This is a genomic window from Streptomyces sp. NPDC048111 (assembly GCF_043202815.1).
Lineage (GTDB): Bacteria > Actinomycetota > Actinomycetes > Streptomycetales > Streptomycetaceae > Streptomyces.
Genome location: NZ_JBIDBD010000032.1, coordinates 1 through 15,458, shown reverse-complemented (window position 1 = coordinate 15,458; position 15,458 = coordinate 1). Strand labels below are relative to the sequence as shown.

The window sequence follows — 15,458 nt, the reverse complement described above, 5'->3', positions numbered from 1 at the left end:
TTAGCGTGGCCGGTATGAACGCCCCGGTCACGCCAGACATCGACGTACGCACGGTCCGCGAGGACGAGTTCACCGACTGGATCAAGGCGGTGCAGCTGGGGTTCCTGCGACCGCCCGTGGTGAGCGAGCAGTACGCGCGGGACCTGCGGGCCGTCAGTGACCTCGGCCGGGTGCGGGGCGCGTTCGACGGCGGCCGGTGCGTGGCCACTTTCCGTTCGTTCGCCCAGGAGCTGACGACGGTCGGCGGGGCGGCCCTGCCGGTGAGCGGGGTCAGCGCCGTCACCGTCTCGCCCACGCACCGCAGGCGGGGGCTGCTCACCCGGATGATGGCCGCCGAGCTGGCGGCCGCGAAGGAGCGCGGCGAGGTCGCGTCCACCCTGATCGCCGCCGAGTACCCGATCTACGGGCGGTACGGGTACGGCCCGGCCGCCTGGTCCGCCGAGTGGGAGATCGACGTCGCCCGCGCCGGTCTCGACCCGCGCCGGTCGGGCCCGGCCTGCGGAGGGCGGATCGATCTGGTGGCTCCGGCGGAGGCGGCCAAGATCGGTTCCGAGCTGTTCGAACGATTCCGGCCAACCCAGCCGGGTGCGGTCGGCCGTGACCGGCGCTGGTGGGACCTGGCCACCGGGGCGGCCCGCCTCGACGGCCCCTGGACCGAGCCCTTCTTCGCGGTCTACCGCACGGCCGCCGGCGAACCGGCCGGGCTCGTGGCGTACCGGGCGGACGAGCAGTGGAGCGACGCCAAGCTGCCGGAGAACACCGCGACGGTGAAGCAGCTGACCGCCCTCACCCCGCAGGCCGAGCGCGCCCTGTGGCACTACCTGTGCTCCATCGACTGGATCCGCAGGGTCCGCACGGGCCTGCGCGCCCCCGACGACCTGCTGCCCCTGCACCTCCCGAACCCGCGGGCGGCCAGGATCGTGACCCACAGCGACTTCCTGTGGCTGCGCCTGCTCGACGTCCCGGCCGCCCTTGAGGCGCGCTCGTACGCGGCCGAGGGCTCCCTCGTCCTCGCGGTGGAGGACGCCGCGGGACTGGCGGCGGGCCGCTTCCTCCTGGAGGCCGACGGCACGGGAGCGCGCTGCACACCGACCACGCGTACCCCCGAACTGACCCTGAACATAGGCGAGTTGGGCGCGCTGTATCTCGGCGACGAGTCGGCGGGGCGGCTGCTCGCGCTCGGCCGCGTGCAGGAGGAGGAGGCCGGCGCGGCGGCCCGGGCGGACGCCCTGCTCCACACCGCGCGCCGCCCGTGGTGCCCGGACATGTTCTGACCGGGTGGGGTGGTGGGCCGCTGGCCCGGGGGGATCGGCGGGGCGGGGTGGAGGGAGGGCTGCCCGGGAGGTATCGGCGGGGCGGTTCGGAGGGAGGGCCGCCCGGGGGCTCGGCGGGCGGGGCCCAAGGGGCGTATGGGCTGTCAGTGGGGGCGCCTAGGCTCCCCGACCATGACCGCCCAAGAGCCGTACCCCGCAGCCGAGTTGACGTCCGCCCCGCACCTCGCGGCGACCCGCACCTTCTACGACACCATCGCGAGCGACTACGCGCAGATGTTCCGCACCGTGCTCGAAGACCGCCCGCTGGACCGGGCGATCCTGGGCGCGTTCGCGGAGGGCGTCCTGGCGGCGGGCGGCGGCCCCGTCGTGGAGCTGGGGTGCGGCCCCGGCCGGGTGACGGCGCATCTGCACGGCCTCGGCCTGGCGGTGCACGGGGTGGACCTGTCGCCGCGCATGGTGGAGCTGGCCCGTGCGGAGCACCCCGAGGTGCGGTACGAGGTGGGCACGCTGACGGCCGTCGACGCGCCGGACGGGTCGCTCGCGGCGCTGGTCGCCTGGTACTCGCTCATCCACACCCCGCGGGAGCTGCTGCCGGGGGTGTTCGCGGAGTTCCACCGGGTGCTGGCCCCCGGCGGCCACCTGCTCGCCGCGTTCCAGGTGGGCGACGAGCCCCTGCACCTGGCGAACCCGTTCGGCCACGAGGTGGCCCTGGACTTCAACCGGCTGGCCCCGGACCACATCGCGGCGCTGCTCGCGGAGGCCGGCTTCACGGTGACGAGCCGCCTGCGCCGCGAGCCCGAGGGCCGCGAGGCGGTACCCCAGGCGTACCTGCTGGCCGTCAAGGGGTCTGCTGGGGGCTGAGGGGGCGGGGGCCAGACGTCTGGAAGCTCATCGAGGGTGCCGATGCCGACGGCGGACGCGCGGCCGGGACGAACGGCTGACGCGGCGCGTGGCGAGTTGTCGCGGAGGCAGCTGACAACGACCGACCAGTTCCGGGTGCTGGTGGCCCTGAGAGCTCAGGTGGCCAAGTCGCTGAGGGATTGTTCGGCCTGCCAGCGCGCCCGCACGACTCCGTCTCTGTCGGGCATGACAGCCGAGAGGAGAGGGACACGCTCATCGGCGTTCACGGGGAGAAGCGCTGCGGCGTCGGCATCGGACATGCGGGCAGCCAGCTCCGCACATGCGTCGTCGTCAACGATGACGCTGTGGATCCGACCTCCCCCGTCCTGCCAGACCCCCTCGACGATGCCCTCGGTGGGAAGGGCGCCGAGGACGGCGCTGACGTCGGAGGAGAGGGCCGGCCACACGGCCAGGCGAGCGCGGGGAGCGAGCCCGGCACGAACCGTGTCGATGGTGTCGCACGTGAGGCGATGCCATCGCGAGGCGTTCTGGACGTACATCTCTTCCAGGAGACCGGCGCGGCCGCAGCCAACTGCGCTGTGCAGGCCGGCCCAGAAGGCGTCATCGCCTGGCCGTAGGACGCCGTCCTCCTCGGGCTCGAAGTCGTAGGGGGAAGCGTCCAGGTGTTCCGGGAACAGCCCGAGTTCGCGGACGCGGGCCAGAGCTCCTTGGCAGGGGCGGCTGCTGCCGACGTAGAGGTACTGGTCCCACCCGACGTGCACTGCGAACACGTCTTCCACCTCCAGCCGGCACCAGGCGCCGCTGTCGCGCAGCATGAGGCGAATCAGCTCCAGCCCGATGTCCAGCGGCAGCTCCGCTCCGTCGTGGAAGTCGGCAAGACCGCCGCCGGGAAGGAGCCTGTCGAGACCGAAGCCGTCCAGAGATCCCTCAACGCCGAAATGAGCAAGAGACGAGACCTCCGGCTCGCGGACAGACAGATGGTCGATGCTGGTGTCCGCGGCGAACGCCTTGACCGCCTGAAGATAGGCCGCCTCGATCTCGCCGTGATCGCTGATGGTGTCCTCGGTGCCGATGTAGTGCCCGTGATCGTCACGGTCGGCGGGGTCGTACTTGCTGACGCAATAGACGTAGGGCAGCTGCACATCGCCATCTTCCAGCGCTTGCCGAGGAACTGCCACGGCATTTGCGACGAGGGCATGGGCACGCCCTCTGAGACCCGCCCGAATCTTGCTGGTCAGCACGCTGTGTCATGACACGAGCTGCGAGGTCCTCGGCGGTGGCGCGGGCCTGAATGCAGAAGGGTGACAGGAGGCGCGGGGTGTTGGACTGCGGGTGCCTAGAAAGGCAGTTCACCGGCTTCCAACGGCTCTGAGTACCCAGCTACCCAGTGGCCGGGGAGGGCGGCGCAAAGCGACTCCAGGTCGGCGAACGTATTGCCCCGAACGTGCAGCCAGCTGTGATCACTCAGTCCGTCGAGCCGCAAGAGCTTCCCCGGCGCGGAAAACCAGCGCACGGGTGACTCCTCCCTACCCGTCCACATCGGGTACTCGGGAAACTCCACCGGCGCGAACCGACTCGGCAGCTCCCGAATCAGCTCGGCGGGAAGTTCGCAGGCGTTGTAGAGCCGTCCTTCGCCGCCAAGCAGCGTCTCGCTGAGTACGAGCTCGACACAGGCCAGGGAGACTCGCTCCAGGTAGCGCACCCAACCGTCCCGTGACTCGACGAAGACCGGCGGATCGTCCTGGTCGAGGTCCCGGAGCCGCACTCCCCAGAAAGCGCATCCCTGGTTCTCGCTGCGGAAGACGAGCACTCCGCCGAACTCGTCGTGCACGAACAGCTCGGAAGGGCGCAGCAGCGGGTCCTGGTTGCCGGTGAGGTCGTGACGCGTACCGAGTAGCGAGTACGCCTCGCGCAGCGCGGTCGGCAGCGCGAGCCCCAGCGTCTCCTCGGCTCGCTCCAGCTCCTCCGGTCGCGTACCCGCGCTGTCGGTGAGCGGCTCCGCCCACGCGGCGGCAAAGTCCCGAACGAAGGCCCAGGCCCGCGCCCTGTCGGGTATCCCGCCGCGCAGAGCCTGAGCCACGTCGAACTCGTCAACCATGCGGTGGACCGTACAGGCCCGCCGGCTTCGCCAGGCCTCCGCCAGGTCGTTCGCCAGAATCACTGGGACTCGCCACATCCACTGGGAACGGACACTTGCTGTCCGTTCCCGAGAGATCTGAATCGATGAGGTGCCCCTGATCTGCGCCTTGTCATTTCGGCCGGGACGCTTCGGAGCGTGGAGGACCCAGCGGATCTGAACAGCGGTGAGCCTGTTCGGGCGTGAGGTGGGGTCGTCCCAGTAGTTCTGTCCGGCCGAAGGGCTCTGGCCTGGGGCCTCTCAGTTCCACTGGGAATCATCTCGTAGGGCGTTGTGGTCCTCCGGCGTCATCACCAGCATCAGTGATCTCCCCGATGAGTCGGTCCAGCGGAAGAGGGCGTCGTTGGAGAAGGCGTGGGACTGACGCTTCTCGCGGAGAGAGGGGACGTTGAGCCGCCGCTCGGCTTCTGCGTAGACAGCGTCGATCGTGCGCCGGTGCTGGCTGAGGTTCACCCATTGGCGAGGCGCCCGTCGTGCTCGCCAAGCAGGGTCGGCCACCATGCCGAGCATGGTGACGAACTCCGGGTAGGTGGCGATGAACTCCCGCTCGTCGACGCGTCGCCTGATGATGTTCTCGTAGGCGGCTTCCTTGGGAGGTAGCTGAGCGAGACGGTCGTTCCAGCGTAAGAGCAGATGGGGCTGCTTCTTGTTCAGAAGCCAGGACCGGACCATGTGCTGCGCTTCCTTTGTGGCTGCTTCCAGGGTGTCGGGGAAGCGGAGATTGAGGCCCGTCAGGAGTGCCAGCCGCGGCAGAACCATCGGAGTCCAGCGCCATAACGTGTCTGTCCGCTTGCCGATCAGCGCGTTCTTGAACGGCGTCAGTGTTTTCGCCAGTTGTCCCGACGTTACGTGGTTTGCGGCGGCGAGGCGGTGCAGGTACCAGCCGAAGACCTCCCCGTGGACCGGTGGCAGAGGAAGTGGCAGGAGCCGGACCGGGGCTTCCCAGGGCTCCATTACTCAGGCCGCCTTCGGCCTGCGAGCGTACTTGGCACGGGGGCGATCGGGCCGGGCCTTCTGGACGGCGTGGTCGAGCTCGATCTCGTCGAGCATGCGCTTGTCCCGGTAGCCCCATCCCGCCACCTCGCAAGCCGCCTGCGTCGCTGCGAACTTGGCTGCCGACCGTGCGTCGATTCGATCCAACGGCCGACAGTCCACAATCAGCCCGCGCCCGTCCTCAAACCGAGCGAAGTAGTCCGGGGCATGCGAGATCCTCTTGCCCCGCCCGTCCTCCCAGAACAGCCACAAAGGCTGCGACAGCAGCCCCGTCACCTCTGGCGTGAAGTCGAGCAGCATCGCGTGGTCACGCTCCAGCCAGGACTCGAACCCCACGTGCAGGCCGGTTGTCGACGACCAGTACAACCCTGGAAAATGCCGCTGCCCCCGGTACGACGGAAAGCCTCGCACTGGCCGCCCTGTCTCGAAGGCCACGGACACGGCTTCGACCAGCGGCCGCCGGTACTAGCCCCGGTCATCCCGCCAGCTCACCTCGAAACCGTCTACCTGCGACGGCGCTGTCCCCTCCAGCTCACGCAGCCCCATGTATGCCAACTGTGCAGATCTTGTGGGACTGAGCAGAACGAACGGCACTAAAATCCCCCGGTCGAGTGACGGTGCCCTGGGAGCGTCAGTCCAGCACTGGGTTGCCCAGGAGATTCGCGTCCCCGCACGGCCAGGGGCCCTCAGCCAGGGGCCCCAGTGGGCTGTGGAAGGTGAGAACTTCGTTGTCCAATGACACGACGACGCGACCGTCACCCAACAGCAGGGTGCGGCCCATGATGTTCCGGTTGTCATCCATCGCGAACAACTCGTGCGAATCCAGGTCCGCGTCGACGGCGAGGAGTTTGCCGTCACGCCAGAACACGGCGGTTCCCTCGCGGTCCATCGCGGGATAGGACGTGTAGTAGCCCGTCAGCGGAGGCCCGTCTACGAGCTTGCTGTCCGGCAGCAGCCGCCGGAACCGCGACGTGGAGGGCAAGCGGTTCTCCAGTTCAGGGCCGCAGATCGTGCCCCGACCGTCAATGAGCATCGCGCCATGACTGGCCCACCGGGCTGTCGTGCTGCCATCGCGGTCGTAGTGGCCTGTCGTGAATTCCCCATATCCCTGAGACCCGATCAAAAATTCGCCGGGACCAGCTATCGCCTTGCGGCCCGAGGGGGCAGGTGAGGTAGCCGAGACGATCGCACCACTGGCCAGGTCAAGGAAGAATGTCCTCCCGAGCCCTCCCCGAGCATCGGTGAAACTGGCGGCAACCCTGTCGCCCGAGACCAGCAGCGGCTCCCAGTGATCGACATCTACCTCTTCCGGCACCCAAGGCCGAAGAGGACGCACGTCCCATCCGGTCTCCACACCCATCCCCACTACACCCGGATGAGATACGGCGCCGAGCACGATCGGCGTCGACCACACGCAGTTTCCCTCCCACGTGTATCGGGCAACGCGAGGTTGGGGAAAGGCGGGTTGTGCGTCCTGCGACATCCGCAGAATGCGGGAGGCGCCGGCCCAGGCGATGCAGAACCCGCTGTCGAGCAAGACGAACGCGCTGAGCTCCTCGCCGGCCTCGCACTCCGGGACGATAGTTCGGTGTGTGGATCCGTCGGGGAGGACGCCCTCCAAAGCTCGGCCGCCCTGATGTGGGTACGCGACCCAAAGCGTGCCGTCTGCTGAAAGGCGGGACTGCGGGCGCCCCGTCCCGGCGAACGTGCGCTGCCAAGCAGTCACGTCCCCAGAATCCATCACCGTCACGATCGTCTCCAGCGGGCTTGTCCCGTAGCTGGTCACGTACAGGTGACCGGACGCATCCTGTGCGGCCACGGACCGGACTTGGCCCGGCATGGCAATGCGGGAGGAGAGAGTCATGCGTCCGCATCCTGCCGCATGCCACTGGCGCTGTCAGCGGAGTGATCAAGGCTCACGGGCCGACCACCTTGGCTGATCAGTTCGGCAGGGAATCAGTCAGGTCGCTGTTCACTTCCACCGGGACTCGCCACATCTACTGAGAACGGACAACCAACCCCCGAACGCCGCGCGGCCCCCCGACGTGGCGCGGCACACTTTTGCAAGCGTCTGCTTGCAATAGTTAGCGCGGTGGGTGCACCATCGGGGCATGGCATCGCTCAACGTCGGCAATCTCGGCGAGTACCTGCGCGAGCAGCGGCGCACCGCGCAGCTGTCCCTGCGGCAGCTCGCCGATGCCGCCGGGGTGTCGAATCCGTATCTGAGTCAGATCGAGCGCGGTCTTCGCAAGCCGAGCGCGGACATCCTGCAGCAGCTCGCGAAGGCGCTGCGGATCTCCGCCGAGACGCTGTACGTGCAGGCCGGGATCCTCGACGAGCGGGCCCCCGAGGCCGCCGGGACGCGCAGCGTCATTCTCGCCGACCCGTCGCTCAGCGAGCGCCAGAAGCAGGTGCTGCTCCAGATCTACGAGTCCTTCCGCAAGGAGAACGGGCTCGACACCGACACGGACACCCACGGCGCCGGCGACGGCGGCGACGCCGACCACCCTCAAGCGAGCAACTGAGCACTGATCCGGGAGGACAGACATGGCCATCACCGATGACCTGCGCAAGACCCTCACCGACCCCACCCCCCTCTACTTCCTCGCCGGCACGGCGGACATCGCAGGGCAGCAGGCCAAGAAGGTTCCGGCGCTGATCGAGAAGATCCAGGCCGAGGCCCCCGAGCGCATTGAGGCCGTGCGCCGCACCGACCCCAAGGCCGTGCAGGAGAAGGCCGCCGCGCGCGTCAAGGAGGTCCAGGCCGCCGTCACCACGCGTGCGGGCGAGTTCATCGGCGCGCTCGACGGCGACTTCAAGAAGCTGGGCGAGAACGCCCAGGACCTGGCACTGCGCGGTGTCGGCGTGCTCGCCGAGTACGCGGTCAGGGCCCGCGAGGGCTACGACTCCGTGGCCGAGCACGGCCAGGAGGTCGTGAAGCAGTGGCGCGGCGAGGCCGCCGACGAGATCGTCGACATCGCGGGTGTCGTCGAGGGCGACGGTCCCGCCCCCGCCAAGGACGTTCCGGCGCAGGCCGAGCCGGTCGAGTCCGTGCAGCCCGTCGCGGGCTCCGGGAGCGCCGACGCGGCGGACAAGCCCGTCGCCAAGAAGGCCGCCGCGCGCAAGGCTCCGGTGAAGAAGCCGGCCGCCAAGCCCGCGGAGTAACGCCCTTCGCGTCTTCCGCGTCATCCGTGTCTTTCGCGTCGATGACGCCGGTCCGCGGGGCGGGCACCTTCGAGGTGCCCGCCCCGTTGGACGAGTACCAGTACCTTGGCCGCGAGGCACTCCGCACCCATGCGCACGCACTCACTCGCACGCACCAGCACTCACCTAGGCGGTACACCGCAATGTTGCTCTCGGGATTCAGCCTTCTGACGTCGCTGCTCTTTCTCGGCATGCTCGTCATCGCCGTGGTGGCGCTGGTCTTCGCCGTGATCGCCCGCGAGGACGCGTACCGCGCGGCGGAGAAGCAGACCAAGCCGTTCTGGCTGATCATCCTCGGCATCACGGTCGTGGTGAACCTGCTCGTGCCGGTGATGTTCCTCCAGCTCGCCGGGCTCGTCGCCTCCATCGTGTTCATGGTGGACGTACGGCCCGCGCTCCGGCAGGTCTCCGGCGGCGGCCGGGGTGGGCGCCGCGGCGGCGGCTCCAGCAGCGACGGGCCGTACGGGCCCTACAACGGCGGCCGCTGAACCCGGGCGCCCTCAGGCGCGGCGGCGTCCTTCCCGGTCCGCGCGCTTGCGCTCCAGGAGGACCACCGCCACATCGTCCGTCAGCTCGCCCCCGTTGAGTTCGCGCGCCCGGGTCACCGCCGCTTCGAGGAGCCCCTCGCCGCGCAGACCGGATGCCAGGTGATCGTTGATCATCTCCAGCATGCCGTCCTGGCCGAGACGGGGGCCGCCGCCCTGATCGGTGCGGCCCTCGATCAGACCGTCCGTGTACATCAACAGGCCCCATTCCCGGCCGAGTTCGACCTGGCGGCGCGGCCAGCGGGCACGTGGCAGCAGGCCGAGGGCGGGGCCGCCGTTCTCGTACGGCAGCAGCTGGGCCCGGCCGTTCAGGGCGATCAGCGGTGAGGGGTGGCCGGCCAGGCACAGGCCGGCGCTGCGGCCGTCGGGCGCGATGTCGACCGTGCACAGCGTCGCGAATATCTCCTCGCTGTCCCGCTCGTGTTCGAGGACCTGCTGGAGCGTGGCGAGCAGATCATCCCCGCACAGGCCCGCCAGCGTCAACGCCCGCCAGGCGATGCGGAGTTCGACGCCGAGGGCCGCCTCGTCGGGGCCGTGCCCGCAGACGTCGCCGATCATCGCGTGGACGGTGCCGTCCGGGGTGCGCACGGTGTCGTAGAAGTCGCCGCCGAGCAGCGCCCGTGAGCGGCCGGGGCGGTAGCGGGCCGCGAAGCGCAGGTCCGAGCCGTCGAGCAGCGGGGTCGGGAGCAGCCCGCGCTCCAGGCGGGCGTTCTCCTGGGCACGCAGCCGCGACTCGGCGAGTTTGTACTGGGCGGTGTCCGCGCGCTTGCGCTCCACCGCGTACCGGATGGCACGGCTCAGGAGCCGGCCGTCCAGTTCCTCGCGGAACAGATAGTCCTGCGCGCCGACCCGGACCGCCTCCGCCGCCCGCTCGGCGTGCGTGGACGGGGTGAGGGCGAGGACGGCGTGGCGCGGGGCGAGGCGGAGCAGATGGCGCAGGGCGGCCAGCTCGTCGTCGGGGTCGCGGCCGGGCAGCGCGAGGTCGATCAGGATGCAGTGGATGTCGTCGGTGAGCAGCCGCTCGGCCTCGGTGAGGTTGCGGGCGGTGCGGATGCGGCCCCGGGCCCCGGCCGCTTCGAGCAGCTCGTGCACGGTGAAGGTGCCCGCCGGGTCGTCCTCGATGACCAGCAGGTTGAGCGGGCCGTCGCCGGAGCCGCCCGGATGGTCCTGCGGGGCGGCTCGCTGGTGCGGTACGGGTACGTGCTGGGATGCGGGCATCGTCGGTTCCGGATTCCTTCCCTCCCCCCGAGGGCGCGGAGGTGCGCCGGTCGGCGCCCCACCAGCCGGGACCCTAGCGTCATCCACCGGCGCGGCGGAATGGCGATGGGGCGTTCATCACGGGGAGCCGGTTGGCATATGCCTCATGCCACATTTGTCCGGGCCCCAGGAAGTTGCGCAGTGCCCGGCCGGCGGTACGCCGCTGCCCGGCCGGACGCCCGGCCCTTGCCCGGACGGGCCGCCCCTTGCCCGTTTCCTGCCCGACCGTGGCGCCCCCGCTCCCCGCCCGCCGGTCACTTGTCCGGCCGTACGACGCCGAGGATCGGCATCGAGCCCGCTCCGGTGATCGTCACGGTCCGGCCGGGCCGGGGGGAGTGGACGATCGCGCCGTCGCCGATGTACATCCCGACGTGGGTGGCGTCCGCGAAGTAGATGACCAGGTCACCGGGGCGCATGTCCTTGACCGCCACGTGCGGCAGCCGCGCCCACTGTTCCTGCGAGGTGCGCGGGATGGGGTGGCCGGCCGCCAGCCAGGCCTGCGAGGTGAGGCCCGAGCAGTCGAAGGTGTCGGGGCCGGCCGCGCCCCAGATGTACTTCTTGCCGATCTGGTCGGTGGCGAACTTCACGGCCTTCTTGCCCTGCTCGCTCGCGCTGCCGCCGATGTCCTTCAGTATGCCGGTGCTCAGCCAGGCGTTCTGCGCGTCGAACTCCTTCTTGCGCTCCAGCTCGGCCAGGCGCTCGCGCTCCTGCTCCTTGAGCTGGGACTGGAGCTTCTCGGCCGCGTCGATCTTCGCGGTGATGTCCTTCTTCGCGGCCTCCTTCTTGACCCGGTTGGCCTCCAGGGCCTTCCACTGGGCGGTCGCGTCCTTGCTGTAGGCCGTCAGGTCGGCCTGGGTCCTGTTCAGTTCGCCGAGCAGACCCTGGGCCGCCTGCTGGCCCCGGCGCAGGGCGTCCGCACCGTTCAGGAAGCTGTCCGGGTCGCCGCTGAGCATCAGCTGGGCGCCCAGCGGGAGGCCGCCGTTGCGGTACTGCATGCGCGCGGTGGCGCCCGCCTGGTCCTTCAGACGTCTGATCTTCTCCTGGCCCAGCACGATCTCCTGGGCGAGCCGGACGATCTGCGCGGACTGCTGCTCGGTCTGCTCCTCGGCGAGGTTGTACGCGTCGGTGGCGGCGGACGCCTGGCGGTACAGGTCGTCGATCTGCCGGCTCACCTCGTCCAGCGTTCTCGGCGGGTCCTGCGGCGTGGCCGACGGCTTCGGTGCCGGGTCGGCCCATGCCGTACCGGGCGCGGCCAGCGCGGTCAGGGCGCACACCAAGGCGATCGCGGTCGCCAAACGGCGCTTCTTCGGCATGAGAACTCCCCCTCCAGTCGACTCCGGCCCCGCACCGGAACGCCCCACGTCGGAACACCGCTCACCGACAGGTGATTTACCGTCAGTAACATCACACTGATGCGGCGATGCTGCCACGGCCCCCGCCAAAGCGACAGAGGTACCGGGGCAACGGACGGGGCACACCCCCTTGCGTGATCCCCCGCCCGGCTCCACTCGTCTGACGAATCGTGTGCGTCAGGCGTTCCACGGGCCACGGGAGTTCACTCGTTGGACGACGACGCGACCGTGGCGCGCGGCGATCGGGCCGCGCCGACGCCGAGCAGCCATGCGTCCTCAACGAGGCTCCAGAGCCGCCCAGTTGACCGTCACTTCGCCCTGCCGCCAGCGCCGTACGCCGTCAACCACCGGCCAGTCGGCCGCCAGATCCCGTACGGACCTGATCCACCGCTGTCGCGCACCGAGCGAGGCGTACGGGGCGGCGGCGGCCCACGCGCGGTCGAAGTCGCGCAGGAAGGCGTGCACCGGCTCGCCCGGCACGTTGCGGTGGATCAGCGCCTTCGGCAGCCGCTCGGCCAGGTCGGACGGGCGGTCCAGGGAGCCGAGCCGGGTCGCGAAGGTCACCGTGCGCGGGCCCCTGCGGTCGAGCGCGACCCATACGTGGCGGCGCCCGATCTCGTCGCAGGTGCCCTCGACGAGCAGCCCGCCGGGCGCGAGCCGGGCGCAGAGTCCGGCCCAGACCGCGGCCACCTGCGCCTCGTCGTACTGGCGCAGGACGTTCGCCGCGCGGATCAGCACCGGGGGCTCGGCCAGCGGGACCTCGAAGCCGCCGTGCCGGAAGGTGAGCCCCTCGCGTTCGTACGGCTTGGCCGCGGCGACCCGGGCCGGTTCGATCTCGATGCCGACGACCGAGACGGCGGGGGCCGCGGTGCGCAGGCGCTGGAGCAGCTCCACGGCGGTCCAGGGCGCGGCCCCGTATCCGAGGTCGACGGCGACCGGGGCGTCCGCGCGGCGCAGCGCGGCTCCGTGCACGTCCGCGATCCAGCGGTCCATGCGGCGCAGCCGGTTCGGGTTGGTGGTGCCGCGGGTGACGGTGCCGACGGGGCGCTTCGCGGGGGCGCGCCTGGCGGGCGGGGCGGGTGGAGCCATGGGACGAGGGTAGGTGGGGCGGGCGCCGGGGCGGGGCGGGGTGGGGCTGGGCCGTGCTGGGCGGTGCGGTGCCGGTGGAGTCCCGGTGGCGTCCCGGGCGGGACGGGCGCTGGTGGGTGCGGGGCGCTGGGGGGTGCCGGGCAGGGGAGGGGGGACGGTGGGTGCTGGGTGAGACGGGCGCTGGTGGGTGTCGGGCAGAGGAGGGGCCCGGCGCGGGATGTTCGGCAACATTTTGGCAAAGTGGAAATGAAAGGGCGGGTTCCGGTGTTCCGGGCCTTGGAGGGGCGTGCCCGTCTGCCCACTCCGCGTCCGAAGGCAGTGCCCCGAGCCGAGGAGGCCTCGACGTGAGCCAGTACGTGTCCCGGTTCACCGGCACCCTGGCGGGGCCGCCCCGGCTCCGGCTGCCCGGCGGGCACCGCAAACCGCGCCGGGTCGCCATGCTGAGCGTCCACACCTCCCCGCTGCACCAGCCGGGGACGGGCGACGCGGGCGGCATGAACGTGTACATCGTGGAGCTGGCCAAGCGCCTGGCCGCGATCAACATCGAGGTCGAGATCTTCACGCGGGCCACCACGGGCGGGCTCGCGCCGACCGTGGAGATGTCCCCCGGCGTGCTCGTACGGCACATCGACGCGGGGCCGTACGAAGGCCTGGCCAAGGAGGAGCTGCCGGCCCAGCTCTGTGCGTTCACGCACGGGGTGATGACCGCCTGGGCGCGGCACCGGCCCGGCTACTACGACCTGGTCCACTCCCACTACTGGCTGTCCGGCCACGTCGGCTGGCTCGCCGCGCAGCGCTGGGGCGTGCCGCTCGTGCACGCCATGCACACCATGGCCAAGGTCAAGAACGCGGCGCTCGCCGAGGGCGACAGCCCCGAGCCGGCCGCGCGGGTCATCGGCGAGACGCAGATCGTGAACGCGTCCGACCGGCTGATCGCCAACACCGCCGAGGAGGCCGACGAACTCGTCCGCTTCTACGACGCGGACCCGGGCAAGGTCGCCGTCGTTCACCCCGGGGTGAACCTCGACCGCTTCCGCCCGGCCGACGGGCGCACCGCGGCGCGCGACCGCCTCGGACTGCCGCGGGACGCCTTCGTCCCGCTCTTCGCGGGGCGCATACAGCCGCTGAAGGCGCCGGACATCCTGCTGCGCGCGGCGGCCGAACTCCTCGACCGGGACCCGTCGTTGCGCTCGCGCATGATCGTGCCCATCGTGGGCGGCCCGTCGGGGAGCGGCCTGGCGAAGCCCGAGGGGTTGCAGAAGCTGGCGGCGAAGCTCGGTATCTGTGACGTCGTACGGTTCAAACCCCCGGTCGGCCAGGACCGGCTCGCGGACTGGTTCCGGGCGGCGTCCGTACTGGTCATGCCGTCGTACAGCGAGTCGTTCGGCCTGGTCGCCATCGAGGCGCAGGCGACCGGCACGCCGGTGGTCGCGGCGTCGGTCGGGGGGCTTCCGGTGGCGGTGCGGGACGGATCGACGGGGTTCCTCGTGCAGGGCCACGACCCCGGGGACTACGCGACCGCGCTCCAGCGTTTCGCGGCGGAGCCCGCGCTCGTGGACCGCATGGGCGGGGCGGCCGCGCGCCACGCGCAGTCCTTCGGCTGGGGGACGGCGGCGTCGGCGACGGCGGACGTGTACACGGCGGCGATGCAGGAGCATCGGCGCCGGGTGCGGGGCCATCACGGGTGAGGCGTCCCGGCGGGGCGTGGGTGGGGGTGCCGTGCCGGGGGGCGTCCCGTGCCGGGGGGCTTCGGGTGGTGCGGGGGGTGTTCCGTGCCGGGGGCTGTACTGGGCTGGGGGTCGTTCCGTGCCGGGGGGGCTGTACGCGGCTGGGGGCTGTTCCGTGCCGGTTGGCTTCGGTTGTGCCCGGGGGTTCGGCCTCCGGATGCGCCAGTCCTGCTCCCTCCGCCTTCGCCAACCCCTTCGCGTAGGCTCGCCGCATGACTGACGTACGGCAGGTCATCGAGGCGGCCCTCAAGGACGCGGAGCTCTCCTGGGAGTCCCCGGAACCCGGTGCGTACGTCGTGACGCTGCCGGGCACCCGCAAGCTCTCCACCACCTGCTCGCTCCGGGTTGGACGCCACTCCCTCTCCGTGAACGCCTTCGTCGTGCGGCACCCCGACGAGAACGAGCCCGCCGTCCACCGCTGGCTCCTGGAGCGCAACCTCCGTCTGTACGGGGTGAGTTACGCGGTCGACCGGCTCGGGGACGTCTACCTGGCCGGGAAGCTCCCCCTCTCCTCCGTCACCCCGGACGAGCTCGACCGGCTGCTCGGGGTCGTCCTGGAGGAGGCGGACGGGTCGTTCAACACGCTGCTGGAGATGGGGTTTGCTTCGGCCATTCGGCGGGAGTACGCGTGGCGGGTTTCTCGGGGGGAGTCCACTCGGAACCTTGAGGCGTTCGGGCACCTTACCGGTGGGGCGGCGGGGTAGCGGTTTTCCGTTGCCCCGGGTGGGCCCGGGACCCCTTGGGCGCTTGCCCCCAGCCCGCCGCCCGTGACGGGGCTCGGTAGGCCCGGCCCCTGGGGCTGCGCCCCAGACCCGCTGAGGGGCTCCGCCCCTCTGACCCCGGCGGGGCTCCGCCCCTCTGACCCCGGCGGGGCTTCGCCCCTGCACCCCCCGAGGGGCTTGCCCACCCGCCCGCCCGTGCAGCGGGTTGGAGGGTGCCTGGCCCTGGGGCTGCGCCCCAGACCCCCTGAGGGGCTCCGCCCCTCGGACCCCGGCGGGGGCTGCGCCCCCTGCACCCCC

Annotated in this window: 15 protein-coding genes; 7 read left to right on the top strand and 8 right to left on the bottom strand. The window is 71.0% G+C overall.

Annotated elements, in window-relative coordinates; translation table 11 throughout:
• The first annotated feature begins 14 nt into the window (after positions 1-14).
• Positions 15-1,274, top strand: coding sequence for a GNAT family N-acetyltransferase (locus tag ACGF3I_RS30645; RefSeq protein WP_393137709.1), 1,260 nt, complete (start codon positions 15-17; stop codon positions 1,272-1,274).
• A 171-nt stretch (positions 1,275-1,445) separates the two neighbouring features.
• Complete coding sequence (locus tag ACGF3I_RS30640) at positions 1,446-2,135, top strand: class I SAM-dependent DNA methyltransferase (protein ID WP_393137706.1); 690 nt, start codon at positions 1,446-1,448, stop codon at positions 2,133-2,135.
• A gap of 155 nt (positions 2,136-2,290) precedes the next feature.
• Here ACGF3I_RS30640 and ACGF3I_RS30635 read toward each other — a convergent pair whose 3' ends face one another.
• From ACGF3I_RS30635 to ACGF3I_RS30615, 5 genes are all read right to left on the bottom strand, one after another.
• Positions 2,291-3,376: an RNA-binding protein gene (locus ACGF3I_RS30635; RefSeq protein WP_393137705.1), complete on the bottom strand. Its 1,086-nt coding sequence runs from the start codon at positions 3,374-3,376 to the stop codon at positions 2,291-2,293.
• 95 nt (positions 3,377-3,471) lie between these two features.
• The gene (locus ACGF3I_RS30630) at positions 3,472-4,233 is read right to left on the bottom strand and encodes an SMI1/KNR4 family protein (RefSeq protein WP_393137703.1); all 762 of its coding nucleotides are present in this window, start codon (positions 4,231-4,233) and stop codon (positions 3,472-3,474) included.
• Positions 4,234-4,512: 279 nt separating this feature from the next.
• Positions 4,513-5,226 (bottom strand): hypothetical protein, encoded by a 714-nt coding sequence (locus ACGF3I_RS30625; protein ID WP_393137700.1) that lies wholly within the window; start codon positions 5,224-5,226, stop codon positions 4,513-4,515.
• Positions 5,227-5,229: 3 nt separating this feature from the next.
• Positions 5,230-5,700, bottom strand: a complete 471-nt coding sequence (locus ACGF3I_RS30620) for a TnsA-like heteromeric transposase endonuclease subunit (protein ID WP_393137697.1) — start codon at positions 5,698-5,700, stop codon at positions 5,230-5,232.
• 196 nt (positions 5,701-5,896) lie between these two features.
• Positions 5,897-7,129, bottom strand: coding sequence for a hypothetical protein (locus ACGF3I_RS30615; protein WP_393137695.1), 1,233 nt, complete (start codon positions 7,127-7,129; stop codon positions 5,897-5,899).
• Positions 7,130-7,376: 247 nt separating this feature from the next.
• Here ACGF3I_RS30615 and ACGF3I_RS30610 point away from each other — a divergent pair, with 247 nt between their 5' ends.
• The 3 genes from ACGF3I_RS30610 to ACGF3I_RS30600 all read left to right on the top strand — a co-directional run bounded on the left by ACGF3I_RS30610 (position 7,377) and on the right by ACGF3I_RS30600 (position 8,957).
• Positions 7,377-7,790, top strand: coding sequence for a helix-turn-helix domain-containing protein (locus ACGF3I_RS30610; RefSeq protein WP_393137692.1), 414 nt, complete (start codon positions 7,377-7,379; stop codon positions 7,788-7,790).
• Positions 7,791-7,812: 22 nt separating this feature from the next.
• Complete coding sequence (locus ACGF3I_RS30605; protein WP_393137691.1) at positions 7,813-8,430, top strand: hypothetical protein; 618 nt, start codon at positions 7,813-7,815, stop codon at positions 8,428-8,430.
• A 182-nt stretch (positions 8,431-8,612) separates the two neighbouring features.
• Positions 8,613-8,957 (top strand): DUF2516 family protein, encoded by a 345-nt coding sequence (locus ACGF3I_RS30600; protein ID WP_393137689.1) that lies wholly within the window; start codon positions 8,613-8,615, stop codon positions 8,955-8,957.
• A 12-nt stretch (positions 8,958-8,969) separates the two neighbouring features.
• Here ACGF3I_RS30600 and ACGF3I_RS30595 read toward each other — a convergent pair whose 3' ends face one another.
• The 3 genes from ACGF3I_RS30595 to ACGF3I_RS30585 all read right to left on the bottom strand — a co-directional run bounded on the left by ACGF3I_RS30595 (position 8,970) and on the right by ACGF3I_RS30585 (position 12,712).
• On the bottom strand, positions 8,970-10,232 hold the full coding sequence (locus tag ACGF3I_RS30595) for a PP2C family protein-serine/threonine phosphatase (RefSeq protein ID WP_393137686.1): 1,263 nt from the start codon (positions 10,230-10,232) through the stop codon (positions 8,970-8,972).
• Between the two features lie 293 nt (positions 10,233-10,525).
• Positions 10,526-11,584: an NlpC/P60 family protein gene (locus tag ACGF3I_RS30590; protein WP_393137684.1), complete on the bottom strand. Its 1,059-nt coding sequence runs from the start codon at positions 11,582-11,584 to the stop codon at positions 10,526-10,528.
• 315 nt (positions 11,585-11,899) lie between these two features.
• Positions 11,900-12,712, bottom strand: a complete 813-nt coding sequence (locus ACGF3I_RS30585) for a class I SAM-dependent methyltransferase (RefSeq protein ID WP_393137682.1) — start codon at positions 12,710-12,712, stop codon at positions 11,900-11,902.
• A 344-nt stretch (positions 12,713-13,056) separates the two neighbouring features.
• On the opposite strand from ACGF3I_RS30585, the gene mshA reads away from it, so the two are divergent.
• Together mshA and ACGF3I_RS30575 are read left to right on the top strand one after the other, a co-directional pair.
• Entirely contained in the window at positions 13,057-14,400 is a 1,344-nt protein-coding gene (gene mshA, locus ACGF3I_RS30580) for a D-inositol-3-phosphate glycosyltransferase (protein WP_393137679.1), read from the top strand.
• Between the two features lie 251 nt (positions 14,401-14,651).
• Positions 14,652-15,143: a YbjN domain-containing protein gene (locus tag ACGF3I_RS30575; protein ID WP_393137677.1), complete on the top strand. Its 492-nt coding sequence runs from the start codon at positions 14,652-14,654 to the stop codon at positions 15,141-15,143.
• Positions 15,144-15,458: the final 315 nt, after the last annotated feature.

What these genes read in the sequence shown, in the direction of transcription:
- ACGF3I_RS30585 (WP_393137682.1), bottom strand. Translation starts at nt 12,712, where the DNA reads ATGGCTCCACCCGCCCCGCCCGCCAGGCGCGCCCCCGCGAAGCGCCCC.
- ACGF3I_RS30605 (WP_393137691.1), top strand. Translation starts at nt 7,813, where the DNA reads ATGGCCATCACCGATGACCTGCGCAAGACCCTCACCGACCCCACCCCC.
- ACGF3I_RS30595 (WP_393137686.1), bottom strand. Translation starts at nt 10,232, where the DNA reads ATGCCCGCATCCCAGCACGTACCCGTACCGCACCAGCGAGCCGCCCCG.
- ACGF3I_RS30590 (WP_393137684.1), bottom strand. Translation starts at nt 11,584, where the DNA reads ATGCCGAAGAAGCGCCGTTTGGCGACCGCGATCGCCTTGGTGTGCGCC.
- ACGF3I_RS30600 (WP_393137689.1), top strand. Translation starts at nt 8,613, where the DNA reads ATGTTGCTCTCGGGATTCAGCCTTCTGACGTCGCTGCTCTTTCTCGGC.
- ACGF3I_RS30630 (WP_393137703.1), bottom strand. Translation starts at nt 4,233, where the DNA reads ATGGTTGACGAGTTCGACGTGGCTCAGGCTCTGCGCGGCGGGATACCC.
- ACGF3I_RS30575 (WP_393137677.1), top strand. Translation starts at nt 14,652, where the DNA reads ATGACTGACGTACGGCAGGTCATCGAGGCGGCCCTCAAGGACGCGGAG.
- ACGF3I_RS30625 (WP_393137700.1), bottom strand. Translation starts at nt 5,226, where the DNA reads ATGGAGCCCTGGGAAGCCCCGGTCCGGCTCCTGCCACTTCCTCTGCCA.
- ACGF3I_RS30615 (WP_393137695.1), bottom strand. Translation starts at nt 7,129, where the DNA reads ATGACTCTCTCCTCCCGCATTGCCATGCCGGGCCAAGTCCGGTCCGTG.
- ACGF3I_RS30610 (WP_393137692.1), top strand. Translation starts at nt 7,377, where the DNA reads ATGGCATCGCTCAACGTCGGCAATCTCGGCGAGTACCTGCGCGAGCAG.
- ACGF3I_RS30640 (WP_393137706.1), top strand. Translation starts at nt 1,446, where the DNA reads ATGACCGCCCAAGAGCCGTACCCCGCAGCCGAGTTGACGTCCGCCCCG.
- ACGF3I_RS30645 (WP_393137709.1), top strand. Translation starts at nt 15, where the DNA reads ATGAACGCCCCGGTCACGCCAGACATCGACGTACGCACGGTCCGCGAG.